The organism is Heliophilum fasciatum (genome assembly GCF_004341395.1).
GTDB classification, from domain to species: domain Bacteria; phylum Bacillota; class Desulfitobacteriia; order Heliobacteriales; family Heliobacteriaceae; genus Heliophilum; species Heliophilum fasciatum.
The window spans coordinates 1-23,139 of the sequence record NZ_SLXT01000035.1 but is presented as its reverse complement, the minus strand read 5'-3'; the positions used below and the strand labels follow the sequence as shown (position 1 = coordinate 23,139).

The following is a 23,139-nucleotide window of genomic DNA, read 5'->3' as shown; positions in this document are numbered from 1 at the left end:
GTACGGTTTGCGGCTATTTTCTTGATTAATTTGGAAAAAACACGGTTTCAACGGATACCATACTTGGTTCCATTGGGTTCCTGGACGGACTCTAAAAAGGAATTCCTACTAAAACCATAGGGGTTCGCGACCAACATCGTTTATAAATTAGGAGAGACTCGTTTGATACTATTAGGTTATCGGGTTTTCGCTTAGCTTAGACACATCCCATCTTAAATTTCATTTGAAGATATTTTTAAACAAAAAACTCACTTTTCTGATCAGATTATCAAAAAAAACGCTGATATTTTTTTCTTCCTCGTTAACTCTACCGTCTACAATAGCCTTAATGATTTCAGACATTTCATTCAAATGCTCATTTAGTAAAGAATTTGCCATATCAGCCATAAACAGTATAACACTTTGCTCTTCCGGGAATTCTTCACCCAATGATATTATTTTATCATAATATAAGTCTACTATTTCTTCAGTTTTTTTCTTATGTTTGTTAATTAGTTCATGTAGCTCATTAGCGAGAAATCTAGCATCACCTGTATTTTTGTATCCTTGAATACATTCATTTATTAGCGATTCAATCTTAGTAGTAATAACTTTTAAAGAATTTTGAAATTCCAATGTTACTTGAATAATCTTATCATTATTGGTTTCGCGATTTAAATCGTGGATATTACTAAATGAATTGATAATAGCTATACTGGAAGTTGAGTTCTTTTTTTTGCGTATTGCTTCCATTCGACTTTTAAAATCTATTATAGTCATTCTATGTACCCCATTATGAAATTCATACTATTATTCAATTTTATTTCTTGTGATTCGAATTATTATATCACAGCAAACTCGTGGCCCGTGCAAACAGATAATTCGTATGTTGAACAAGGGTGAGAAACGTCTATGTCTGCCGTTCGCTCTGTTATCCCACTATTTTATTAGTCAATAATATGTACTTTAGGATTTAGATTCATTGAGATATTCACTTGCTCCTTTTCCATTTGCATCTTTAAGATAAAAAGCCATTTTTCATTTCTTAATTATCTGCTCTTCCGCCTACAGCATTAATTTCATTTAAATGTGGAAATGACCCGTAAGAGGGCACTTTTCAATGTGCTGTTCTTACGGGCCACAGTCTAAGTCGTTCTCGAAAATCGACGGTTTAAAAATAGTAGGTGAAAACCCCAGCTTAGGCCATTATTTAAAATATAGAGCCAAAGAAACTGCTTACTTGACTAGCTACATTACCGAAGAAATTCTTAACACGATCCCAGGCTTCTTCTAGCCAATGAACAATATTATTTACAATATTCGTAACAAAATCAACAATCGCATTAATTATGTTGTTAATAAATGAATTGATTTTATCAGCAGTATCTAAAATCAAACCTTGACTTTCAGGATGATCTACCCCTACCTGAGTAAGATTGTCATATAATTTATCTATCCTCGCACTGGCTTCATCTTTTGCTTTTTGTCTTTTCTGTTCCATTTTGGTTCTAAAATCATCTAAATTATTGGCGCTTTTTAGTTCATTAACACAATTCTGGATATAGCTTTTGTCATTTTCCAACTGGCCACTGAATCCCTGGTTGAAACTATCGGCTACTTTTATAAGCTCATTTGGCACAGGTCCGTTGGTCGCATTAGCTATATTAGCAGTAAACGAATTAGCCAACTTAAAGGGAGATAAAGGAGATTGACGATAATGGTTGCGCATTTCATTCATGGCGAGTTTAAATGCTTCACTCATTTTAATTCCTCCTGAATAAATTTTACATAATCCATAATTTTGAAGTTGTTAGTTTTGATTCGTTAATTTAATATCCCCCCCCTTCATACTCCTGTTTCATAAAATAACTGATTGCCTTTGGCCAAAAGTTATTTTAGAGCTTGATAAAAATAATATCTCGTAAACAAAAAATCCCTGCTAAATCTAATTTAGATAAAACAGGGATGAAATTATTTCTTTTTGATTTTTTTGTAATTTAATTCTACTATCTTCAAGGGTACTTGTCAATAGGAATATAACATTGTGACATAGTTATTATCCTAGGGTGTGGCCTTGAATTATACCGTAAGTGGGAATACCCAACTATACTAAATAAAGAAGGACATCCCTTAATTACTTCTTTTTATCTGATTCTAATTTAGCCATTGCTGCCATCACGCCAGCTATCACTAGGCCACCACCGCCATCACCATACCCCCAACACTACACCACCAACTACAATCCCGCTGACTAGCCGTTGCCGGACAGCGCTACACCCCATCGACCACTGTGCCCCACTTTTAAAACGCCGCATTTTCCGCAACAAAAAAGGCCTGCATCACTGCAGACCTCCGTTATCATTATGGAGCCGACGATGGGACTCGAACCCGCAACCTACTGATTACAAGTCAGTTGCTCTACCTGAGATCATACTATCCCAATTCAAATTATAGCCACGTTTTGAAATCTTGGACATCGTCAAAAATCGTCTTGCACCTCGTTGGGCATCGTTAACGCCGGTTATGTTCGTTCAATCACAGCCTAACGAAGCTTCTCGTAGGTCATCGATCGGCAACCGGTGGCGTAAGAAGGCTGCGCTGGGGCGTAGTTTATGCCATAAGCACAGCACAAGCACAATGACCACGTATAGCCCTAAAATTGCCGATGGAATCCATGCCCGTTATCTCATAAATATCACCATTTGCCACATGAGGCCACACGTTCCCCACTGTTGCCCTGAACGTTATTTCAGGTGTAAATGGTCTAGGGAACTTTTTTTCGCGGCGTGTGGGGGAACGTACGGGGCGGTTTTTATAGTGGTGGTCGAAAATTGCGTTGATATTGGTAGGAACTGCTATCCCAGAGAAGGAAACAGCGCGGCCGTTGATAGGAGGCGTGGTGATGCTTACTGTGGGAAGGCCGTAGATTTTTCTTGGCCTAAGTGCTTAATCAATGAAAAATAGTAAACTTGATTAAAGGTTACGGAGATTACCTCGGCACTGACTTTCTCACCATTTTCACGCCGGAGATACAGAGGGTAGACCTTTTGAAACTCTTCGTATGTCAACCTTCTAGGTTTTGCTATTTTACACGAAGGCTTATGTTCAGCAGCATTATCAACAATTATGGCGTTACCATCTAATGTCACCGAAAACCATAACGGAGATTTCTTTGTTTTTGGTGCTGTAGGCAACTCTGTTCGCTTATCCTTAAGATTAGTCAATATAATGTTCCAAACTTGCTGTGCGATCATTTATCTCTCCCCTTTGGACGATAAACATTATATGTCCACTAAAGTTTATTCGTAAATGCCACTACTACCCACAATTATCTAACCCAGTAATCAAAAGTAGATTGATATATTCCCAATAATTCAATCCTACACCTTGAATGCCGAATTATCAATATAGACGACTTAAAAATAAGCTGTACGGTTACCACGCTTATTATTTTTCCGCCTCCCACTCCCCCATCTTTCCCCAATCCCGCCACAACGCCCCACGTGTGCCCCGACATTGCGAGCACCGCTATTCCTGGTATAAACAGTCGCCCCCGCGATTTAACCTGCCTTAAACGCCAACGTGTGGCCTCGTTATTGAAGCAACCGAGGAAAATCGTAGCCACAGCGGCATTCTTTAGTGTTTATAGAGAAGAAAACAGCGTGGCCGTCGAGCTCACGCCGTGATTATCACGATATATCGTTATCCCTGCGACTATCCGAGTTGGCCTTGCCACCTTGCTCTCGTATTTAACATCCCTTCCAGCTTGCCTATCGCCTGTTTCTTCAGATCAGGTAGCACGTGGCTGTAAGTGTCTAGCGTAATCCGGACACTGCCGTGGCCCATCAACTCCTGTACCACTTTGGGATGAACCCCGATCTCCAATAACCGTGTGGCATACGTGTGGCGAAGAGCATGAAGATTCATCTTTGGTAATTCCGCTTTTGCCAGCAACCGGTGAAACTTTGTGGCCAGATTGCGCTGGGAAACCATGTGACCCAATCGCGTAGTTACAATCAATCCGCTGCCTTCATACGCTGCCCCCGCTGCCAGTCGCTCCTTATGTTGGAACACTTGCCAGCGGCGTAGATGACGCACAAGATCGTCGGTGATTGGGATATTGCGCTGGCCGTTTTTCGTCTTGGGCGCCTGCGTTATAACGTGAGTTTTATTCGCGGTGGCGTCGTTGGCGTAATCAGCGTTCTTAACAAGGGCCACTGCTTTATTAACTCGGATGACGCTTTTATCCAGGTCAACATCGGCCCACGTCAGCGCCAGCAGTTCCCCTACGCGCAACCCGGTGCCAAGCAGCAGATGGAACGCTGTGCCCATGCGGTCATCGTCAGCTACGGTCAGCAGTTCACGCATTTCCTCGACGGTCATCACGCGGATTTCCTTAGCGACCTTCTTTGGCTTGCGTAGATGTTCGGCAGCGTTGCGGCTAACGAGACCTTCGTGAATCGCCTGCTTTAATGAAGCTCGCGCTGTGATTTGGATCAATTCTACTGTTCTTGACGATAGGCCCGATTGATGACGCTGGTTCAATAACTGCTGTAGTTGAGCAGTCTGTAACGCTTGTACCTTTACGCTGCCTAACGTGGGTTTCAAATGAAGCCGGGCGATGTACTCATAAGATTCCCACGTCTTGGGACGCACGTGGGGGCGGACGTATCGCGTGAGCCAGATATCGAGCCATTCGCCGAAAGTTACAGTGGATGGAACCGTGAACACGCCTTGCCGCTGCTCTACGAGCGCCCGGTCACGCCAGTGCAGTGCGTCCTCTTCACGTTTGAACGTCTTACGCGCATACTTCGGTTTGCCGTTGTCGCCCTTACCAAGGGAAACCTGTGCTACCCAGTAGCCGTCTTTTCGCTGATAAACGCAGCCCTGGCCATTCTTGTTCTTCGCTGACGCCATGATCAACCCGCTCCTTCGATGGTGTCGTGAGGTACTGACTTTGGAGGCAGGTGTAGGTTATCTCTGATGGCGGCAGAAGTGAAGTTAATGTTTTAGGCGGTGGTTCCCTGTAACGGAGGCACTGTGGTTAGCGAGAGTTACGCTTCTCCCCCGCTATTTGCAACGCAGTTATCGCCTAATTATTAGCAAACGGCACGTGAGGGCACACGTTGGGGCGACGTTTGATGCTGTGGTTATTGTGGGGGAAACGGTTTACCTCACGATTTGAGCAGCGTTAACGGGGCACGTGGGGGGCGATTTAACGACAGTGGCTGGCAGCGTTATCGCAGTGGGAACAGTGGTTACGGTGGTTAGCGAGGGGCGGCGGTAGTCGCGCTGCTCCCCCGTTATGGAAACACAGTGGTTACAGAAAAAGAAACACCGACGGTGGCAGTTGAGGGAGCCAGCGTCGGCGGTGGTTGTATATAAGGTTTGTCGCTTTATCGAATAAAAAACAAATTGTTCCTACTAGAATAAATAAAAGACATAATTTCTATAACAAATAAATACTGAATAGCCGCATACCTGTCTTGATATCTCATATTTTTAAAACTACAGGAATACTTACGAGTATCAAACCCTACTTTTCTTTTAGGTTTTTTACCATTGTTTACATTATTCAAGTGAAAGACGTATGCCTCAGGTATTTTAATCTCACCTTTAAATAGTTTTATAATTTCATCAACGTCCCTTCCATCATCGGGATCCCATGGAATAAGTACTGGATATTCTCCATGAGCTGCAATATTTCTTAAATCTTTTACATTTCTCATTTGTTGAATAATATATGATGGATATACTTTATTTAAAGACAAAACATTGATTACTGTGGCGTAATGATATTTTTTTATCTCTATAGCTTCTTTGTCTGATATTCGAATATAAGAAAAAATATCGTCAATTTTATGAAGCAATAATCTAAGCAACGCTTCACCGGATGTTATAATTGACGCTCTTGAACATCCGACTACATAAGATAAATATGCTTCTTGTATTAGTTCAATAAATTGATCTCGAAATAAACTCCCCTCTGTTTTCAAATATGCTTGGATAATGTGAGTGGCGTCAACTTTAAAGGCATTACGGCGAATCTCATAAGCAGTATTATTAATCATTCGTTTCCCTCCAGTAAACGTACAAACTAATTCTAATGTTTTATTATTGTATTTTAATCGAAGATAAAGCAGACAGAGTGGTCGGATTAAGGCAATAAAATCAATCTATAATTCCTATAGCATCCATATCCAGAGTATATATAATTAAATCCGATATTTCAATTAAGCACCAATAAAAATTGCAGAATTGCTTGTACCTTCTTAAATTTAGAAAATCCATGCCACGCTATTTATCCACCAACTTCACCCATCCCCCACGTGTGGTCACAGGATGGCGCAGGTTCGATGCTGTGGAGTTACTGGTGGAAACAGTTTAGCTCGCGATTGAAGCGGGCGTAACGGGGAACGTGTGGGGCGGTTTTTGGCGGTGGGGTGGAGATTGCGTGGTTACATCAAAGAAAACAGCGTAACCGAAGTGATTACGCTGCTGGAAATCCAACATTTATAGACGAGTTATAAGAGGTTAATGATCATTAAAGTTGGTTTGATGACAGATTCTTTTAATAAACCACTTAATTCTGTTACTTCAGTTTTAATCCTAACAATTGTAACTTCTAATTTTTTATTTGTTCTAGTACTTTTGTTGCTTCTTTATTCCCTTGAGCTTCGGATTTCTTAAGCCAGAATCTAGCTTCATTCATATTTTTTATTGTGTTGAGCTCGCCTGTTATGTACATCACACCTACAGCAAATTCTGCCGTTGAATTGCCGTGTTCAGCAGAACGCATTAACCACTTTTTCGATTCCGATTCATCTTTTTTCACACCAGAACCCTGAAAATACAAAGTGGCTAGCATGAATTCAGCGTCCGAATAATTCTTTTCTGCTGAAAGTTTTAATAATTTTACGCCTTCAGATTGATTTTTACCGACTCCTAACCCGTTTAAGTATAACATGCCCAATTTAAATTGAGCCTTTTCATGATCTTCCGTAGCTGCTTGTTGATACCATGTCGCAGCTTGTACAAGATTTTTTTCAACTCCGTTACCAATTTCATATTGCTCTGCTAAACTTATCATTTTTTCAGCGAACTCACGACCTAACTTCTTGTTATACTGTTCAATATATTCTTTTCGTTGTTTTAATTTTTCATATGCTTCTGATTTTCTTAATCTAAGCGATGCCAATCTGTTATTATATTCTATAGCAATAGGATCATGAATTGACTTTACAATATCCAAAGGCACTTCTTCGTATACTCCAACTTCCGTATCAAAACCATTGATTAACTTCGCAGGTTGTTTTCCTAGATATTTTAGCCACATAGTCTTATTGCCAGGTCTTATAAAGATAGTATCATTAGTTCTCATAATCGATGAATAATCATCTTGTTGAGGAAATTTTATCTCGTATGTGCTATCATCTATTTTTCCAACAACTCGAATTAAGTATAGACTACATGTTTTCTTAAAGTCTTTCGACAATAGTTCTGTTTCCTGTAATTCCGAAATCAATTGATTATACTCGTTACTTAAAGCAATCGCAATGTAGTCCCAAAAATACTTACCAGTAAGACCGTCCGTTACATATGATGAATCGTATTGTTTCGCGAAATCTATTGCATCAGAGCTATGCTTGAACGTATTAAGATATTTACCATTTTGAAATACATGAAATTCGGATTTAAGTCTTTCTGTTACTGATATAATTTTTTCATCAGTATATTGAACACCATCTTCAGCTGTAAAATTTTTATTATACTTAAACATAATTGTGCTGGGGGTTCTTGTGAAATCTCGATTTATAACCTGCTCTTCTATATCGGTGAAAAATGTTCCTTCTGTTAGGTATTGCCATTTTTCATCAGTGTATTTTCCGATCAACCAATAATTATCGGTAACGTAGTCAAGAGGAACCATCCTAAATGCAAGATACTTAATGCCTCCAATAGTAACATAGGCGTATTCATCAGTTTTTGCCTTGAATGATTCCTTGTCGTTTCTATGAGTATCGGGTAATTTATCTATTTTTTCTTGATAAATTTGCCTTGCCGCATCAAGTAACTCGAAGCTCGAAAGGCTTGAAGATTCATTCGCATAGGTTGCGTTACTGATTACCAGTGAAAAAAACAACGCAAATATCAAACTAAAAAATTTTTTCTCCAAAGTCCTACCTCCTCAGGTTCTACCCCTTCTCACATACTAACGCAAGGAGCGCATCAGCGGATTAGGCGGTCCTTGTATAATCGCCCCCATTGGAAGAGGAGCAGGGGGTGGAAAATCACTCCCATCTGCGGGATAAAAGGCACTCGGATCTCGTTCACTTAATGGGCTATCAAAGGAAGAACCAACGGGCAGCGATTTGAGTGGATTAGGTGGTCCTTGTATAATCGCGCCCACTGGAAGAGGAGTAGCTGGCGGAAAATCGCTCCCATCTGCAGGATAAAAAGCGCTCGGATCTCGTTCACCTGCCCACACAACTGTGCAAGTAAAAAACATACTTAACGTAAGGAACACAAGGACTTTTTCGATTTCCTTCATTAGGCCAACTCCTTTATAAAATTTTTATATTAACCGCACGAGGAATTGCCCTGGGCGGAATTTTTCGAATTAGTTTACCTACCCTCCTCCTTCTTTACGAGTTAGGTTAGGTATAGATTATCTCTTAATGGTGTAGTTATGAATAAATCACAAGTAATCATTCCCTCATATGCAACATTTTTAACTGAGTTATTCTATGAATTAAAGTAAAATCCTTCTATATATTACGAACCAATGAAGTAAAAGATCCTTGACTTCCCCGCCCCACAGAGCGATACTCACCCTGCGGCCACCTCTGGCCGACGCCAAGGGACAGCGGATTTGAACCCCACTGCCCCATCAACTTCATAGCGTCCACAGCGGAAGGCGGCTTGTCACCTAACCTTCCCATAATTGAATAGCGACCTTTGCGATGTCTCAACCTCGTGTTCCTTAATGGCTGAGTTTCAACAACAGAATAATAATCATTAACTTCGTGTAATTACGGTGTTATGACAACCAATAAAATTACAGCAAAGAACCAGTCAGATCTCCGTTGCCTAACGAAGCTCCCGACTTTGCAGTTATCAAAGAGCGATGATTCCTCACTGGCCTCAGTTACGCTGACTCACAGTAATACCGTTTTTTCCGCATCCGATCCTTGCTGCACGTAGCCATCACGCCCACGTGCTCTGACGACATCTCACGACGGCACCGCAGCTTCCACTGCCCTTCGTTCAAGGCCGGGTATTCCGTGCGGCTGACTTTATCCGGCTGATTTACGGAATCTCGCAGCAGATAGTTCGCCAATTGTTCCAACTGTTGCCCATCGGGTACTTCGTCAACTTGCGCTACATACGCTTCAATCAGATCATCGACCGCTTTCACTCGCCATGGAACCGGCATGTCCTGCGATACCAACTGTGTGACTGCTTGCCGGAACGAGTTCTTGTAATCGGGAGTATCAGACATCACGCCACCTCCTTATGTTCGCTTACCTCGGCAATCCGCTGGATTGCGGTGCGAACGTGATCGCTGACTGCCTGTTGCGATATGTTCAGCCAGTGCGCTGCGTCCCTTTGTGTGAAGTCGCGAAGGAACACTAGATATAACGCCTGCCGCTGTCGCCGGGTTAGCTGAGCTTCGCGGATGGACTGCGCTAAGTCCAGCAGCAATACGCTGGCGTCATAGTCGCCACGGGTGTAGCGTGATTCCCTGACGTGGTGCAGGTGGATCAGCATGGCGTAGATGCCGTAATCCTTATCCAACGGGTACGCGTCTTCGAGCCGTCGCTGCCGGGTCGCGAGATCAACTACCTTCCCCAGTTACGCCACCTTCTTTGTCAGATTGATGAGCACTTGATCCATCTGGCGATACAGTTCCCTTACAGAGCCTTCGTTCTCAATCTCGAAGTCGACGAACAGCTTGTCCACGACCTTCTCGGTCTTGTGACGGATGCGGTTAATATTGACCTGATCGCCCAGCGCCTTCATGCGACGGATGCGCTGAATTTCTGAAGCATTGATGCGACCAATGATGAAGCCGTTGTCCATCATCGAGAAATACTCTTCCCACTGGCGAATGTCGGTGACCACGATGTTGTCGCCATGGCGTGTTTCTTCATCAATACGGCGTAGCAGATGGTTGATCCACACGTCAGACTCGATCTTCCGCATGGCTTCCCCCACGTTCTGGTACAGCGTGCGCGGTTTACCTTCAGCGTCAGCGCCGGGGAACAGTTGACCACAGAGGTCGCGGATGCCGTCGCCAAGGGCAAAGCGTTTGAAGCCGAAGTGGTTCACAAGATAATCGGCAGCGGTGTCTTTTCCGGCACGCATCTTCCCTGTCAAAGCAATCTTCATTCCTGTCATTTATGCAGCAGTCCTTTCTTTTCGCTGTTGATCAACTGTTTTCCAACGATGGAGCAGTTCCAATCGTTTGTTCAGTTTTTCATAGTAATCGAGTTCCTCGTAGGTAAAGCGGTCGGTTTTTTGCAGGTTAATCATGTTGTTAACGTAGATAACGAACAGCCGCGCTTCCCCTTCCGCTTGGGCCAGTAGTGTGCGATAGTCGATGACCTTTCCCATGCTGTGCCTCCTTAACTGGCTCTTGCCCTTGCGACTTCCGCATACTCTTCCTCACGCTCAATCAGAACATAGTTGAAGCCATGCTTCCTCGCGGCCACCGCTGTGCTGCCGCTTCCACCAAAGGGATCGAGCACCGTGCCCCCTGGCGGCGTGACCAGCTTAATGAGCCACGCCATGAGGTCTACCGGCTTTACTGTCGGGTGATGGTTGCGACTTTTGACCGGCTTACGCTCTTTTCCGTCCATCGTATAGGCACTATTGATAACTCCCCGACCGCTTCCGGGATAGGTGCGACGTTCTTCCAAGTTGATGACATTGCCCTGCCAATCGGAATTGCGGTCTTTTTTACTGGACTTCTTCGATAGCTCTTGTGGCGTGATGTTGAAGTACGGGCTGAACCACTGGTCAGCGTCGATGGTTACGCAGTTGGCCGGGAATCGACCTTCCGCTGGTGGCAAGCCGTCAGGCGTCATGTAGCCGATCACTTCGCTAGAGTTCTTCCAACTGTTGCCCTGATTTTCAACCGGTGGATGACGCAGCTTCTTCCGTTCATCCTCGCTGTTAAACGGAATCCGGCAGTCGCGGATGTTGATCGCGCCTGTGCCGTACTGTTCGACCGTATCGCAGATGGTGTCAATCAGCGGTTTCCTCGCCATAATTACCGGCTCGTGTGCGGGCTTCATCGATGAACCCCAGCCGTCCCACTGTTTAGCGAGGTCGGTCGTAGGCTCACTGATGAAATGAACAATCTTGCCAGTCTTCTCCCCCGCAAACATCGCTGAACCATACTCGCGGCCGTGGCCGTTGCGGATATCGGCGACTTCGCGCTGGCCGATGATGTGTCGCTCGACACCGGCTTTCTTATCGAAGGCTTTGCTGATGTCCATGCTCTTGGGAAAGCCGCTGATGTACAGCCATTCGATGACATCGCGGATTTCAAAGCCGCCCATGCGTAGCGCGATGGTCATGAGATCCTGTGTGCGAGTCCCGGAGAAGCACAAGATGTGCCCTCCGGGTTTCAGTACGCGGTTTACCTCAGTCCAGATCGTGGGGCCGGGTACGAAGGAGTCCCACGTCTTGCCCATGAAACCTTTCGCCCTGTGCGTGTAGTCCTCGCCAGCCATCCACTTCGTGAGCACTTCGCGGATATTCGGTTCTTTCGATAAGCCGTAGGGCGGGTCGGTCACACAGGCGTCGATGGAGTTGTCGGGCATCGTTTTAAGGACTTCGAGGCTGTCACCGACCAGTACTGAATTTTTAATGTCGTTGATTTTCAACTTACATCCCCCGTATAATGGTTTTGAAATAATCGGATTTTGTGATTGAAGATGGAAAGGTGGAGTAGTATGGCTTTGATTTTTATATCTATTTTTTTAGGTTTAATAGGTTTTGGAATAGGTACAAGTTTGGATATTAATTTTGCAGTTTTTTTTGGTGTAATCGGCTTCCTAAGTCCAGGCTTATATGTTCTGGATCAAATTTATAAAAAAGTTGATACTTCAAATAAGCCCAGTTTTCTAAATCCTCCTATAAAATAAAGCGTTTTTAGCTGGCCTTCTCCCACATCGTCTTTTCACGTTTGCCCATCGTGCCCATCAGCAAATCATAGACGTCCGTATCCCCAAGGTCGCCGTTAAGCGGGCCAAACTGGGCCAACAGTTGCCGCAGTGTGGGACGCTGTTCCCTCAAGTTGAACATGGCCCGGCGATGGTCCTCGCTGTGGGCGTGGTGCTCCCGCAGAGTTTCCCACTTCTCCGGGTCCAGTTGGCGTACAGCTTCGAACATGGCATTGACGATCTGCCACGTCTCCCCCTGTGTGCCGCGCTCCCAAAGCCGCTGCTTGAACACGTGCTTCGCCAACGCTTCCTCCGAGAAGTCCAGCATGAACGGCGGCATCATCACGCCCATCGGGTACAGCGATCGGATGGCTTGCAGCGGTTCGTTCGATTCCTGCCGCAGTTGCTCACAGCGGGCCAACTGCGCTTCCATCATTTTGCTGTACGCCAAGGTGTCGCGAGCTTCCGTTGGAATAACGTAACCCCACGGCTTGTTGGCACGAAAGCCACCGGCGATGCGGCGATTACGAATTGTGTAGGTCACGAGTTGATCGTAGGTTGGCTTGCCTACACCGATATACAGGAAGCTCACGCTCTCACCTCTAATCGGCTCGTAGGAATGACCGGCCCTGACCATGCCGTGCAGGAAGCGATCTGTGTTACCCATATCATCGTAGCGACCGAGGTAAAGCGCAGAAGCGAAAGCACTGGCTTTGCGGCCTTTGTCCGTGGAGCGCAGTACGATCACGCGACCGTACTGGCGAACTTGGTCACCTTCGTTGACGAAGTTCTCGTTGATGAAGTGCTCGATCTTACGAATATCCGGGATGCGCTCAGGGTCAAGGCAGACGCGAGAACTCCAGGCGATTTGATCAATGTCGATGGTGAATTTACGCAATATCTGCACTCCTTTTCGTTCCTGTATGCCCAAATCCACCGTTGCTACGCTGGGTAAATGAAAGCTGCTTCACGGGCAATAACTCAATATCATGATGTACGGGCTGGAATACTAGTTGTGCCACGCGATCGCCCTTGGAGATATCAACTGGCTTGTTCCCGAGATTGATGAGGATCACGCCAATGTCGCCGGTATAATCGGCATCGATCGTGCCGGGGCTGTTCAAGACTGTAAGACCGTGCTTCAACGCTAACCCGCTACGGGGTCGGATTTGCGCTTCCATTGTGGATGGCACTTGAATGGCGATACCGGTGCGAACAAGTACCCACTGGCCGGGGCGTAATTCGATCGTTTCAAACGAATCATTATAGGGATCGCTGACGTTACCGGCGCTGACTACGTCCAAGGCGTAGAGGTCAAAGCCGCTGGAAGCTTTGGTTTGCTGTTCGGGAATAATGGCACCCGGATGCAACCGATTGATCAGAACTTTCATGCAATGCTCCTTTCTACGCTGCGTGTTCTAGGTTGATGATCACTGGAGGAAAGACAAGTTGTGCGATTTTATCTCCTTCACGGATGCATATTGGCTCGTCACCAACATTCGTGAGGATAATCGCCAGTTCACCGAAAAAAGAGGTTTCAAGTGCAATCAGCGAATTCAGCAAGGTAACTTTTTTGTCTGCAGTTACGCTGCTTATCACTGATCGTACTTGTGCGTCCATATCCTCCAGCGGTTCTACTGCGATTCCTGTCCGCACAAGAACAAATTCTCCAGGATAAACCCAATACTCGCTGTACCCACGGCTTTCATTCAACCGGTAGAGTTCATCAGGGGGAACAGTACCCAGTGCGTATAAATCAAAGCGGTTTGAATATTCACTTTTGCGTGTCGGGAGAATCGCATCATAGTGAAGTTTCATCATCTTGATATTCATGGTGTTCCTCCTACCCTGCTTGTTGTAATGAATTGAACTGCCGTTTCGGGTACTCGTAGTTCTTTCGCACATCGCCCCAGGAAGAAACCTTCGTGAAGTAGCCGATCACCCGCGTCAGGTGATCAACAATTGGTCCTCCGCAGATGGGGCAGGTGGTGCCATTTCCGACGATCGACGTGTGCCCCTGTGCACAAATTCCAAAGCCGTAGTTGATCGCGAAGTGCTCCACGCCCTCGCCCAGCGATAGGAGAATCAGCTTCTTCATGATCGCGGGATCGGTAATGCGCTCTTGGACGTTAAGATGAAGAATGCCTCCGCCGCTGACGTGTTTCATAAAGCGCCCGGTCAGCTTGATGCGATCCACGCTGCCCATATCGGCGCTCAACGGAATGTACTGGTTTGAGTACAGTTCAAAGGGCTGCTTATCACCAAAGGCCAGTTGGTCTTTCTTAGCCAGCGTGATTGCTGTGCTCTCTGCCGGGATTTCTTCTGTGTTGAAGGAATGACCGGTTTCTTTGCTAAAGGCCACGGCATATTCCTCGGTGCGCTTCAGGACTTCTTCCGTGAATACTTGTCCTTCTGCGGTTTCCATATCCAGCCCGAGGAAATGGCACATCTCGTACTGGCCGTGGATACCAATCGTGGAGAACAGCATGTCCAAGGTGAACCACTGTAATGGTTTGAAAAACTTGAGGAATCCTTGATCGACTCGACGGCGCAAGATTTCTTCACGGTGCACCAACAGTAGATCCCTTGCCATCTTCAACCGGCGATCCAGCAGCACAAAGAAGTGCTTGCGGTCACGGGCTTCCAGCGCAATTCGCGGGAAGTTGATGGTGACAACTCTGTGGGCGCCGATGTTCAGTCCGCCGTTGCCGAAGCTGTCGGCCCGATATGTCATCCGCTCGGTATCATTTACAAAGCGACAGCACATCGCGATCTTCGAACCCTCGTTGGCGTAGATGTTTTGCGAACCGAGCTTTACATTGATCTCGCTAATGAAATTAAGGAAATCATGGTCGACCGGCTGGCGTTTTTCATCAACCGAAAGATTGACCGTCATCACCGGGAAGCGATAAGGCAAGCCGGTTTTGGGATCGCCTTCCGCGAAGAACGCAGCGATCACTTTCTGCACTGCCATGACGTACTCAACATCGATCCCTGTGCCGTCGGGATAGCGATACTCGGCAAATAGCTTCTTCAAATTCTCACGGTCAAAGATGGAGATGTTAGAGAACGGCGATTGACCCGAGATTCTAAACTTGTTATTTGCCACGTGAACAAACTTCTGCCACAAGTTTTGAATGTAGGCACGGTCCTCCGTTTCATCAGGATCACGACCTTCCTGCTTGAGATACCACGCCAGGTTTACAATGAGGTCTCCCGGCGCGACAGCCCCCGCGAACTCCTGACTGAGATCCATCACGACTTCCGTAACCTGTGCCACAAAGCTGTCGGAGCGCTTCGGAGGCAAGCTGTGCAGTTGCCCATAGGGACGGCCGTCGACCATCAGGTTTGCTGTCGAGAAGGCAAAGCAGTACGGAACTTGAATCCCGTGGCCGGAACTATCGTGGAAGTATAGCTGCCCACGCCAGATAGCACTGATCAACTGATTGGCCCGGCGAAAACCAAAGCGTTTCTTCGCGTAGCGCCAAAGGAGATAGTAGCCCTCCAACTTGAGAATCCCTTTGGTGATCTCAGCCTGATAGTTGTTGGCTGACATCTCCTCATTGGAATTAGCGTTCTGATCGATGCTGATATCCGCGAGGCGCTTCGTGAAATAATCATGGGACATCTGCCCGACGTCAATCTTGCTAGGGCTGATCCCCTCAAGCGCTAACTGCTTTTTGCCGATCGGATCATTGGCGAACTTTTGATACAGCCCATCAAACTCCGGTTCAAAAGTAAGCGATAATTTCAAGCTGCCTTCCTCCGTTTGTCGAGTACGATTTGATTGGAACTTGCAGGGAAACCTCCGGTTCGCAATTGCTGATTGTATTCTCCGGCAACGATAACATCGCAGTGAATCGCGATCGCGTCAGGCACTTGATCCAATTGGTAGCCAGTGTAGAGCCATGTTTCAAGTCCGATGGCTTTCAGTCCGAGCAGCAGTTCCTGTAACGCCTCCGGTTGTTCCAGCGGTTCACCACCAAGGAACGCGACGGCATCATAGAAGTTACGGTGTTTTTTGATGTAGAAAACAATAGATTCCACGGTCATTTCCACACCATCATGGAACGATTGCAGCGTAGGATTATGGCAACCCCGGCATTGACGATAGCACCCTTGAAAATAGATGCTCACCGTGATGCCATCGCTGTCCGAGGTATTCAGATCGTTGATTCCTCCGATACGCACTGTAGTCATGATGCCACCTCTTTCACATTGTCGGCGGTAACTTTCCACTTGCGAAATCCCTTCCGGTCAATCCAGACCCACAGTTCAAAGTCCATCACATCGCCGAAATCGTAGTCGTTGATTAACGCTTGAATCTCCGCGATCTCCTTTTGATAGCTGGACATCAAGAACCGCTTGGTACGCTTGGATTGCACTGCGACAATGCGTTCTTTCTTCACGCCGAGCACATCAATCTTGGAGTGGGAACCAGCGGAGCGAAGCACCAGATACCCTCGCCCCGTCAGTTCATGCACAATCTTCCGTTCGATCTCATAGCCGCGTTGGTAGTTCGTTCGCACCATTACGCGATCTCCACTGCGTTCGATTGGCAACTTGGTTTGTATGGGCAAAAGATGCACTTCGTTGAATCCGCCGGAGGAATCTTTCGCGCCTTGACCATCGATGCGATACGAGCAAACTTGTCGATCAGTTGGCTGCGGTCATCGTCGGTCACGTGTAAGTAAAAAGCTCGCATATCCGGTTTTGCGTTGGCCCCTTTCGTCCAACTGTCCTTCGCCAGTGATTCATAGACAATGAGGAACTCGTCGAGATCAAAGAGCAGCGAATAGGCAATACACTGTAACTTGTGATCCTCCTGTGCATCTTTCATGCAATAGGTACCCACCGTGGCAATCGTCGTGGACTTTGTTTTGAACTCCAGGCCGATGGAACTGCCGTCCCAATAGGTAAGAATGCCATCCATCATTCCGAAGATTTGAAACGGGACATTACTGTCAATCAGCCGAACCTGACGAACATTCCGCTCCCATGCCGGACTTCCATCAGACAGACGCCGGACTTTGAATCGCGGATGGGTAAGATATTTCTCGGCATACAGCAGGTCACGTTGGACAGCGGTGTGAACAGCCGTTCCATTGCGTGCCCATCTTCGCTGGTACGGGAAACGATCCTCCATCGACTTCGGAAGCCGGATCGCTTTGTAATAAAGTTCGCGTTCACATTTGTAGGCCGATGATGGCGAGAATATCGACACACCAGGCTGGAAGTGAACATCCCGGCGATTGGGATCAAGTCCGTTTAGTTCATTTTGGAGAAAGTAGCGCTCGATTTCGATATCAAGGTCTACATCGATGGAATGAATAGCGTCAAAGTGATCGAGGATGGCTGTGGTCAATTCACGGCCCCGTTCCGCTTTCCATGAGACCACTTCATCACGCAGTTCTTTGGCCCCGGCGCGACTGATTAAGCTGCCGATATAAACCACTCCTTTTTTGAAATGCCTTCTCCCCATCGGGTCATCAGATCGGTGTCCACTTTTAATGGAACATCCAGTTGAGCAGCAGAGGTCATGCATTGTTCCAGTTCGGCCACTTCCTGTGCGCTGATGGATGCGTCAACGATTATCAATGCTTCATCGTGGACTGTCCCGCACAGCGCCCATCCTTTCTTCACGCAGTATTGATGCAAGTTCAACATCGCTCGCTTCATGATGTCGGCAGCGGTGCCTTGGATGATGGCATTGACGCTCTGGCGACGGGCCGATTCCACGTCGCGCTTCACATCGCGTAATTGATTTTTAAGCTCGCGAGGAATCGCTTTGTTTTGCCAGAAGTCTACGGGCAGTTCGTCGACACCAAGCAACCGACAGATTTCATCGACCGTGCGGTCATAGACCTTAGCTTTCTGCCGATGTCCGGGAAAGCGGCGCTTACGACCGTAAAGCGTCTCTACGTACTCGTTTTCTTTCACGAACTCGTGGGTATCTTTAATGAAGGAATGCACTCGCGGGTAGGTGCGGAAAACATCTTGGATAAACGCCTGTGCCTCATCAACTTCGATGCCTAACTGTTCTGATAACGTGTACATGCTGGTGCCGTAAAGAATTGCAAGCAACCCGACCTTCATCATCTTCCGATACTTCGACCCATCGCCGCAGTCTTCGATCGGAACCTTGAACACCCGGCTTGCCAGCGTTGAATACAAGTCCTGACCGTTCAGATACGGTTCTTGCAGATGGTGATCGCCGCTGATGTGCGCCAGTACGCGAGGCTCGATTTGCGAAAAGTCGCTGCCCACCAGCAGTTTGCCGGTTGGAGCCACGATCAGCTTTCGCGCCTTCGTGGGCAGATTCTGCAGATTCGGTTCGTTACTGGAGAATCGTCCGGTCACCGTGGCCACTTGGTTGAAGGAGCCGTGAATGCGCCCATCGGATTTCATTTTTTCTGGTAGTGACTCGACGTACGTGCTAAGCAATTTACTGAGTTCCCGGTATCGCAGTAGCACTTCGATGCCCGGATGCTTATCGCAGAGCGCTTTCAGCGTTTTCACATCCGTCGATCGTCCGTTGACTTCCGGTAATTGCAGTTCATCGTAGAATTTCTTGGCTAATTGGATCGGCGAATTAAAGTTGAGGTTGCCGAAGTGATCGTGAAGCGATTGTTGAAGTTTGGTGATCTCTTGCCGCAGTTCCTCGGCATAGATGACAGCATATTGCCGATCAATGAGGAAACCGGCCTGCTCCATATCGACACAAACGTCAATCAGCGGATTCTCCAGATCGCGATACAGCCCATCCAACTTCGATAACCGGTTCAAATGCTCGCGTTGCCACAGGTACAGTTTCCATGTGAGGTGCGTGTCCTTGGCGGCGTAGACCAAAGCCACATCGAATGGAACATCGTCAAAGCGGGTTTTGCCAAATAGGTCTTCGAACGTGTGGCTGGTGTCATGGAAGCCGAAGTATTTGCCGTACTTGGTCGCCAGATTCTTGAGGGCAAACGATGGTTCATTCTCGTTGAGCAGGGCCATCGCTACGCGGGTATCATGGACGAGTCCGCGCATCCGCACGCCGTGGCGTAACAGCATGTGGATGTCGTACTTGGCGTTATGTAGCACTTTTCCGATATACGGGCTACTCAAAAAAGGTTCCAACCGGCTGAGCACTGTGGCTCGCTCCAGTTGCTTTCCGACCTTATGGTCTACCGGGATATAGACGTGGTAATCGGCTTTTGGAAGCGTCAACGACATCCCGACAATCACGTCGTTGTAGACATCAAGGCCAGTGGTTTCGGTATCGAACGCAACGATGGTTTCCTGCTGTAGATCGGCCACCAACTGCGCTAACTGTTGTTCCGTTTGTATCAGGCGATAATTGGTAGGGGTTTTGTCCACCATATCCTTGAGAATCGTATGCTTGCGAAGCTCCTGTAGCTCACGCCACAACCGGAGTGCATGGGCCTTCGTGAACTTCCGTAGGCTCTCCACACCCACGCCGATCTCCCCAGCATCGATCGCCGCTTTGACTGTTTTGAGCCGTTCCTTGTCAAGGTCCGTAAGGCCTGTCTGGAAAATGGCTTTCTTCACGGTACCGGTATGGCTCGTCCATCCGTTACACCAGACCTCTTCCCAGGTGGGTTCTCGCTTTGCCATCTCCTTCCGATGTTGGGCTTCCCATATTCGATCAGGCGCAGTAGATATCGATGGTTCATGTAATCCCTCCATTCGTAGTTTTGCGTTCATCATTAGAACGGCAGTTCATCAATGGGTTTTACGCCTGCATCCGGAATCTCATTGGCAAAGTATTGTTCTACCGGGAACCCGGCCTTCTCTAATTCTTCTATCTGTTGTTGCCGGGTACGTGGTTGAAGCACCTTCTCATAGAAGTCCTCTTCTACAACGCCATTGTCAAAGCGCTTGAACTTCTCGCGGTCATCGGCTTTGAGTTTAATGATCGGATTGAGCGTAAAACTCGTGTCCACTTTCGTTCCCGTTCGTTTGAAGACAAAGGCCAGTTCCCCCAAGTCTTCCTGGTATTGCTCGATCGTCTGGATAATTCCGTGTGCTTGCCCTTGGCTGGCATCGAACACACGCAGGATTCCTTCATCAATATCGGCCATGGCAAAGAGATAGCGTTTACGAGCACGAAGTAGTTCAAATGCTTCCACACCGGCCTTCGCCGCCTCACAGTGGGCGCAGGGTTGCCCTGTCGGTTCAATACAAGGCTGCGTATAGATCCCTTGCTGATACAAGCCGTGGGCACGGTACTCTACATAATCCTCTGGCGACAACAATCGGACCCGTACCGATTCACCATCTTTCAATCGAATGAACACTTTTTTGAAATCAATCGCTCCATTTTTCTTGTTCACAGATTCCTTGGCGTCTTTACCTTTCGCAGTGATAACTCCCATTAAATAATCATCCTTCGCATACTTCTTTTTTGTGATTTTTTTCGCTATAATCGCAACTATGAATCAAGTTTTACCTCCGTATGTGCTTAGGCTCTCGCGTCAAAATGCTCCTTGAATTTCCGTCGAGAATGAAAGAAATCTTTTCGTTCCTTGGAGCCATAACCCGCTTTTCCTAATGCTTTGGCAATTTCCAGATTCGAAAAACCACACGCAAGCAGTTTGATAATCACCCCCTCTTTCGGGTTCTTTTGTTGAAATTCATCGATACTGAGTTTCGTGATAACTTCTTGTTCCACGGATACCGGAGCCGGAATTCGATCCATCGCTGGGGTTCCGTCTTCACTCGTGACTGAATCCAAGGAGTTCACTTTCCATAGTGATCGTTTTTCGGTGAATAAATGATAGCGATTGATGTCGATTGCTTTTGAATGGGTGCGTGTGTGCAAACGCTGCATAAAGTGGGATTTTCCATTGTATTGCAAGGCAGCATTCCAGACCTCTTCGCCGAAGATACTTTCATAGTCTTCTTTGGGTATCATGGATTTGGCACTTTGTCGTTTGGCTTCCCGTTGTATATACGGCTGAACCGCATAGTACAGCTTGGTGAGTATGTATTGATCGTTCGTGGCCGCAAACTTGGCTGCAAGTGCATTGATGTTTTCTCGATTTTCCTTCGTCATAGAAGACCTCCTATTGTATAAATTGTTGTATTTTTTCGTGCGTTGCGAATTGTGTCGTGTAACTCTCGCGTAGATAGCTCGTTGATGTCTTTCGCATGTTGGGGAAGTTCGATCATCCAAAGTCGTTTATATCCGCTCAGTTGTTGAATGATGCTGTGGGCGATCCGTTTCCCGGCACGGTCGTTGTCGGTTGCAATCCATAGTTCCTCAACCGGTAACCGGATAAGCAGCGACCGCTGTTTGTCTGATAGATTCGCGCCCCCAAGTGCCATCGCTGCATATCCCGCTTGCCACAGGGTCATCGCGTCAATCTCGCTTTCCACAATCACCGCCCTCGCAGGTCTTGTCTCGGCAATTTGATGTGCGCCGTAGATGTGTTCACGAATCGGTTGTCCGCCGGGATAGTACCAGAAGCGCTTGCTTGCCACACTTCGGAATTTGATATTGACCAGTTGGCCCCGCCCGTTGAACCACGGCATCGTGATGGCTTTTTGCTTCCGGTCGTAGCCGATATGAAATGCACGTTGAACAGTTTCATCAATCCCCCGTTTCTCCGATAAATACGGATGGCGATAACGAAACGGGGCGATGACATCAGCGGATAACGGTTCTCGGCGCTTGGCTTCAAGTTGCAGTTGAAGTTGAAGCGTCTTGCATTCGATACCGGTGTACACGGAGTATTCCGACAGTAGGTATGCCTGCGTCTCCATTTCCGTTTCATTTCGCAGCCACGATAACAGTTGCACGATGTTGCCTTTTCGCCATGTTTCGTCATCACTGCCGCTGTCAATCCAGATACCATTGTCCAGTCGGACAGCGAACGATGGATGCCGTTCGGGTCGAAAGGGAGAGCAGGCAATCAGTTTATCCGGGGTCCACCGTGGTTGGTTCCAATCGTATTTTTGTAGTTCAGCACACACGTCCACCGGAATGTCTCGGCCCATGATTGTAATCACCGCATCAGAATGACCAATTGAAAATTCCTCCTTTTAATGTTGAGGTATATTCCCGATATTGCGAAAGTTTGCGCTATCACTTGAAGCGTATCACCAAGACCTGTCACAAGCCTGGGGATTCCATTCTCTTTTTTAGGCCTCCTTCGCCGCGATGTCTTGTAACATGTCCTCTATCTATATATCCGTAAAACGACCCCCGGTTGTTCCATGCGCTTTCGATTCCAATTTCTTCTTTCTTCAACCATTCGCTCACATCGCGTTCTCCCTTTTTCTGATCCATATATGCTCCGACTCTCTTTTGATCAGATGGTGTTTTCGGGCCAACGTGAAAATTAGTTCCTGCCCTTTCGGTGTAACAAAGGTTCGGGATGAGTTCTTTTGGATACCATGGTTCCAAAAGGTTTTTGTCTTCACAATGAAAAATCCCTGATTAATGTACTGCTGATATGGCAGATTGTACCCTTCATCATTTTTGAACATAAGCCGCCAATCACGCATGTAGCTGAACAGATTATTTGGTCCCAACTCCATCGATTTGGCGATTTCATTCACCGGCAATGCGTTTTCTGCCGACATAAACGATTGATAGGCTTCGACCTTCGGAGCTTCTTGCTGGATCTTGTCTTGGAGCTTTTGATTTTCCTCCACCCGATCAGCCAGTTGGCGTAATGCTTCGGCAAAGGTTCGCGGCAATTGATAGGACTGTTTCTCTTCCGACTGCTGTTCTTTCAATCGATAATACTCATCAATTAACATCTCATACGCTTCCCACGCCCGATCTGTGTTCAACGATTTGGCGTGAAGCCATGCCCCTTTTTCGGTCCAGAGATACAGTACAGGTACTTTGGAGTAACTCGTTCCAAAATGGAACGACTTAATAGAGTCCGTCCAGGAACCCAATGGAACCAAGTATGGTATCCGTTGAAACCGTGTTTTTTCCAAATTAATCAAGAAAATAGCCGCAAACCGT

At 46.8% G+C, this 23,139-nt stretch carries 25 protein-coding genes; 1 reads left to right on the top strand and 24 read right to left on the bottom strand.

Annotation, left to right across the window (positions count from 1 at the left end; all coding sequences use genetic code 11):
- Positions 1-219: 219 nt before the first annotated feature.
- From EDD73_RS13315 to EDD73_RS13260, 12 genes are all read right to left on the bottom strand, one after another.
- Positions 220-759 (bottom strand): hypothetical protein, encoded by a 540-nt coding sequence (locus EDD73_RS13315; RefSeq protein ID WP_131920715.1) that lies wholly within the window; start codon positions 757-759, stop codon positions 220-222.
- A gap of 430 nt (positions 760-1,189) precedes the next feature.
- Positions 1,190-1,741 (bottom strand): hypothetical protein, encoded by a 552-nt coding sequence (locus EDD73_RS13310; RefSeq protein WP_131920712.1) that lies wholly within the window; start codon positions 1,739-1,741, stop codon positions 1,190-1,192.
- 1,144 nt (positions 1,742-2,885) lie between these two features.
- Complete coding sequence (locus EDD73_RS13305) at positions 2,886-3,233, bottom strand: hypothetical protein (RefSeq protein WP_131920710.1); 348 nt, start codon at positions 3,231-3,233, stop codon at positions 2,886-2,888.
- A gap of 460 nt (positions 3,234-3,693) precedes the next feature.
- Positions 3,694-4,896 carry a tyrosine-type recombinase/integrase gene (locus EDD73_RS13300; protein ID WP_131920708.1) on the bottom strand — a complete coding sequence of 401 codons (1,203 nt, stop codon included), beginning with the start codon at positions 4,894-4,896 and terminating at the stop codon, positions 3,694-3,696.
- Between the two features lie 479 nt (positions 4,897-5,375).
- A complete protein-coding gene (locus tag EDD73_RS13295; RefSeq protein ID WP_131920706.1) occupies positions 5,376-6,050 on the bottom strand; it encodes a hypothetical protein in 675 nt (224 codons plus the stop codon).
- A 554-nt stretch (positions 6,051-6,604) separates the two neighbouring features.
- The gene (locus EDD73_RS13290) at positions 6,605-8,155 is read right to left on the bottom strand and encodes a tetratricopeptide repeat protein (RefSeq protein WP_131920704.1); all 1,551 of its coding nucleotides are present in this window, start codon (positions 8,153-8,155) and stop codon (positions 6,605-6,607) included.
- A gap of 36 nt (positions 8,156-8,191) precedes the next feature.
- Positions 8,192-8,530 carry a hypothetical protein gene (locus EDD73_RS13285; protein WP_131920702.1) on the bottom strand — a complete coding sequence of 113 codons (339 nt, stop codon included), beginning with the start codon at positions 8,528-8,530 and terminating at the stop codon, positions 8,192-8,194.
- A gap of 597 nt (positions 8,531-9,127) precedes the next feature.
- The gene (locus EDD73_RS13280) at positions 9,128-9,481 is read right to left on the bottom strand and encodes a pseudouridine synthase family protein (RefSeq protein ID WP_207668891.1); all 354 of its coding nucleotides are present in this window, start codon (positions 9,479-9,481) and stop codon (positions 9,128-9,130) included.
- Entirely contained in the window at positions 9,481-9,777 is a 297-nt protein-coding gene (locus tag EDD73_RS13275) for a sigma factor-like helix-turn-helix DNA-binding protein (protein ID WP_243116931.1), read from the bottom strand. Before EDD73_RS13275 ends, EDD73_RS13280 begins: the two co-directional genes overlap by 1 nt.
- A 57-nt stretch (positions 9,778-9,834) precedes the next feature.
- Positions 9,835-10,380, bottom strand: a complete 546-nt coding sequence (locus EDD73_RS13270) for an AAA family ATPase (RefSeq protein WP_131920700.1) — start codon at positions 10,378-10,380, stop codon at positions 9,835-9,837.
- Complete coding sequence (locus tag EDD73_RS13265; protein WP_131920698.1) at positions 10,381-10,596, bottom strand: hypothetical protein; 216 nt, start codon at positions 10,594-10,596, stop codon at positions 10,381-10,383.
- Positions 10,597-10,607: 11 nt separating this feature from the next.
- On the bottom strand, positions 10,608-11,873 hold the full coding sequence (locus EDD73_RS13260) for a DNA-methyltransferase (protein WP_131920696.1): 1,266 nt from the start codon (positions 11,871-11,873) through the stop codon (positions 10,608-10,610).
- Positions 11,874-11,942: 69 nt separating this feature from the next.
- Here EDD73_RS13260 and EDD73_RS13255 point away from each other — a divergent pair, with 69 nt between their 5' ends.
- On the top strand, positions 11,943-12,134 hold the full coding sequence (locus EDD73_RS13255; RefSeq protein WP_131920694.1) for a hypothetical protein: 192 nt from the start codon (positions 11,943-11,945) through the stop codon (positions 12,132-12,134).
- Between the two features lie 7 nt (positions 12,135-12,141).
- Here the strand turns inward: EDD73_RS13255 and EDD73_RS13250 are convergent, their stop codons facing one another.
- The 12 genes from EDD73_RS13250 to EDD73_RS13195 all read right to left on the bottom strand — a co-directional run.
- A complete protein-coding gene (locus EDD73_RS13250) occupies positions 12,142-13,050 on the bottom strand; it encodes an FAD-dependent thymidylate synthase (protein WP_207668890.1) in 909 nt (302 codons plus the stop codon).
- Positions 13,043-13,543: a dUTP diphosphatase gene (dut, locus tag EDD73_RS13245; protein ID WP_131920691.1), complete on the bottom strand. Its 501-nt coding sequence runs from the start codon at positions 13,541-13,543 to the stop codon at positions 13,043-13,045. The genes EDD73_RS13250 and dut overlap by 8 nt, the downstream gene beginning before the upstream one ends.
- A 13-nt stretch (positions 13,544-13,556) precedes the next feature.
- Positions 13,557-13,985, bottom strand: coding sequence for a dUTP diphosphatase (locus EDD73_RS13240; protein WP_165876521.1), 429 nt, complete (start codon positions 13,983-13,985; stop codon positions 13,557-13,559).
- A 10-nt stretch (positions 13,986-13,995) separates the two neighbouring features.
- Positions 13,996-15,906: an anaerobic ribonucleoside-triphosphate reductase gene (locus EDD73_RS13235; protein ID WP_131920687.1), complete on the bottom strand. Its 1,911-nt coding sequence runs from the start codon at positions 15,904-15,906 to the stop codon at positions 13,996-13,998.
- Entirely contained in the window at positions 15,903-16,352 is a 450-nt protein-coding gene (locus tag EDD73_RS13230) for a 4Fe-4S single cluster domain-containing protein (RefSeq protein ID WP_131920685.1), read from the bottom strand. The genes EDD73_RS13235 and EDD73_RS13230 overlap by 4 nt, the downstream gene beginning before the upstream one ends.
- The gene (locus tag EDD73_RS13225; RefSeq protein ID WP_131920683.1) at positions 16,349-16,684 is read right to left on the bottom strand and encodes a PDDEXK family nuclease; all 336 of its coding nucleotides are present in this window, start codon (positions 16,682-16,684) and stop codon (positions 16,349-16,351) included. Before EDD73_RS13225 ends, EDD73_RS13230 begins: the two co-directional genes overlap by 4 nt.
- Positions 16,684-17,607: a PD-(D/E)XK nuclease family protein gene (locus EDD73_RS13220; protein ID WP_243116930.1), complete on the bottom strand. Its 924-nt coding sequence runs from the start codon at positions 17,605-17,607 to the stop codon at positions 16,684-16,686. The genes EDD73_RS13225 and EDD73_RS13220 overlap by 1 nt, the downstream gene beginning before the upstream one ends.
- Positions 17,586-19,772: a DNA polymerase gene (locus EDD73_RS13215; RefSeq protein WP_243116929.1), complete on the bottom strand. Its 2,187-nt coding sequence runs from the start codon at positions 19,770-19,772 to the stop codon at positions 17,586-17,588. The genes EDD73_RS13220 and EDD73_RS13215 overlap by 22 nt, the downstream gene beginning before the upstream one ends.
- 92 nt (positions 19,773-19,864) lie before the next feature.
- The gene (locus tag EDD73_RS13210) at positions 19,865-20,533 is read right to left on the bottom strand and encodes a hypothetical protein (RefSeq protein WP_131920681.1); all 669 of its coding nucleotides are present in this window, start codon (positions 20,531-20,533) and stop codon (positions 19,865-19,867) included.
- Positions 20,534-20,619: 86 nt separating this feature from the next.
- Complete coding sequence (locus EDD73_RS13205; RefSeq protein WP_131920679.1) at positions 20,620-21,213, bottom strand: hypothetical protein; 594 nt, start codon at positions 21,211-21,213, stop codon at positions 20,620-20,622.
- On the bottom strand, positions 21,210-22,157 hold the full coding sequence (locus EDD73_RS13200) for a toprim domain-containing protein (RefSeq protein ID WP_243116928.1): 948 nt from the start codon (positions 22,155-22,157) through the stop codon (positions 21,210-21,212). Before EDD73_RS13200 ends, EDD73_RS13205 begins: the two co-directional genes overlap by 4 nt.
- A gap of 261 nt (positions 22,158-22,418) precedes the next feature.
- On the bottom strand, positions 22,419-23,139 hold a 721-nt coding region (locus tag EDD73_RS13195), incomplete at its 5' end, for a phage antirepressor KilAC domain-containing protein (protein WP_207668889.1).

Excerpts from the sequence above, each read along its gene's own strand:
- EDD73_RS13270 (WP_131920700.1), bottom strand. The coding sequence starts at position 10,380 with ATGACAGGAATGAAGATTGCTTTGACAGGGAAGATGCGTGCCGGAAAA.
- EDD73_RS13240 (WP_165876521.1), bottom strand. The coding sequence starts at position 13,985 with ATGAATATCAAGATGATGAAACTTCACTATGATGCGATTCTCCCGACA.
- EDD73_RS13305 (WP_131920710.1), bottom strand. The coding sequence starts at position 3,233 with ATGATCGCACAGCAAGTTTGGAACATTATATTGACTAATCTTAAGGAT.
- EDD73_RS13225 (WP_131920683.1), bottom strand. The coding sequence starts at position 16,684 with ATGGTGCGAACGAACTACCAACGCGGCTATGAGATCGAACGGAAGATT.
- EDD73_RS13285 (WP_131920702.1), bottom strand. The coding sequence starts at position 8,530 with ATGAAGGAAATCGAAAAAGTCCTTGTGTTCCTTACGTTAAGTATGTTT.
- EDD73_RS13255 (WP_131920694.1), top strand. The coding sequence starts at position 11,943 with ATGGCTTTGATTTTTATATCTATTTTTTTAGGTTTAATAGGTTTTGGA.
- EDD73_RS13200 (WP_243116928.1), bottom strand. The coding sequence starts at position 22,157 with ATGGGCCGAGACATTCCGGTGGACGTGTGTGCTGAACTACAAAAATAC.
- EDD73_RS13310 (WP_131920712.1), bottom strand. The coding sequence starts at position 1,741 with ATGAGTGAAGCATTTAAACTCGCCATGAATGAAATGCGCAACCATTAT.
- EDD73_RS13265 (WP_131920698.1), bottom strand. The coding sequence starts at position 10,596 with ATGGGAAAGGTCATCGACTATCGCACACTACTGGCCCAAGCGGAAGGG.
- EDD73_RS13230 (WP_131920685.1), bottom strand. The coding sequence starts at position 16,352 with ATGACTACAGTGCGTATCGGAGGAATCAACGATCTGAATACCTCGGAC.
- EDD73_RS13280 (WP_207668891.1), bottom strand. The coding sequence starts at position 9,481 with ATGTCTGATACTCCCGATTACAAGAACTCGTTCCGGCAAGCAGTCACA.
- EDD73_RS13315 (WP_131920715.1), bottom strand. The coding sequence starts at position 759 with ATGACTATAATAGATTTTAAAAGTCGAATGGAAGCAATACGCAAAAAA.
- EDD73_RS13205 (WP_131920679.1), bottom strand. The coding sequence starts at position 21,213 with ATGACGAAGGAAAATCGAGAAAACATCAATGCACTTGCAGCCAAGTTT.
- EDD73_RS13210 (WP_131920681.1), bottom strand. The coding sequence starts at position 20,533 with ATGGGAGTTATCACTGCGAAAGGTAAAGACGCCAAGGAATCTGTGAAC.
- dut (WP_131920691.1), bottom strand. The coding sequence starts at position 13,543 with ATGAAAGTTCTGATCAATCGGTTGCATCCGGGTGCCATTATTCCCGAA.
- EDD73_RS13300 (WP_131920708.1), bottom strand. The coding sequence starts at position 4,896 with ATGGCGTCAGCGAAGAACAAGAATGGCCAGGGCTGCGTTTATCAGCGA.
- EDD73_RS13215 (WP_243116929.1), bottom strand. The coding sequence starts at position 19,772 with ATGGCAAAGCGAGAACCCACCTGGGAAGAGGTCTGGTGTAACGGATGG.
- EDD73_RS13295 (WP_131920706.1), bottom strand. The coding sequence starts at position 6,050 with ATGATTAATAATACTGCTTATGAGATTCGCCGTAATGCCTTTAAAGTT.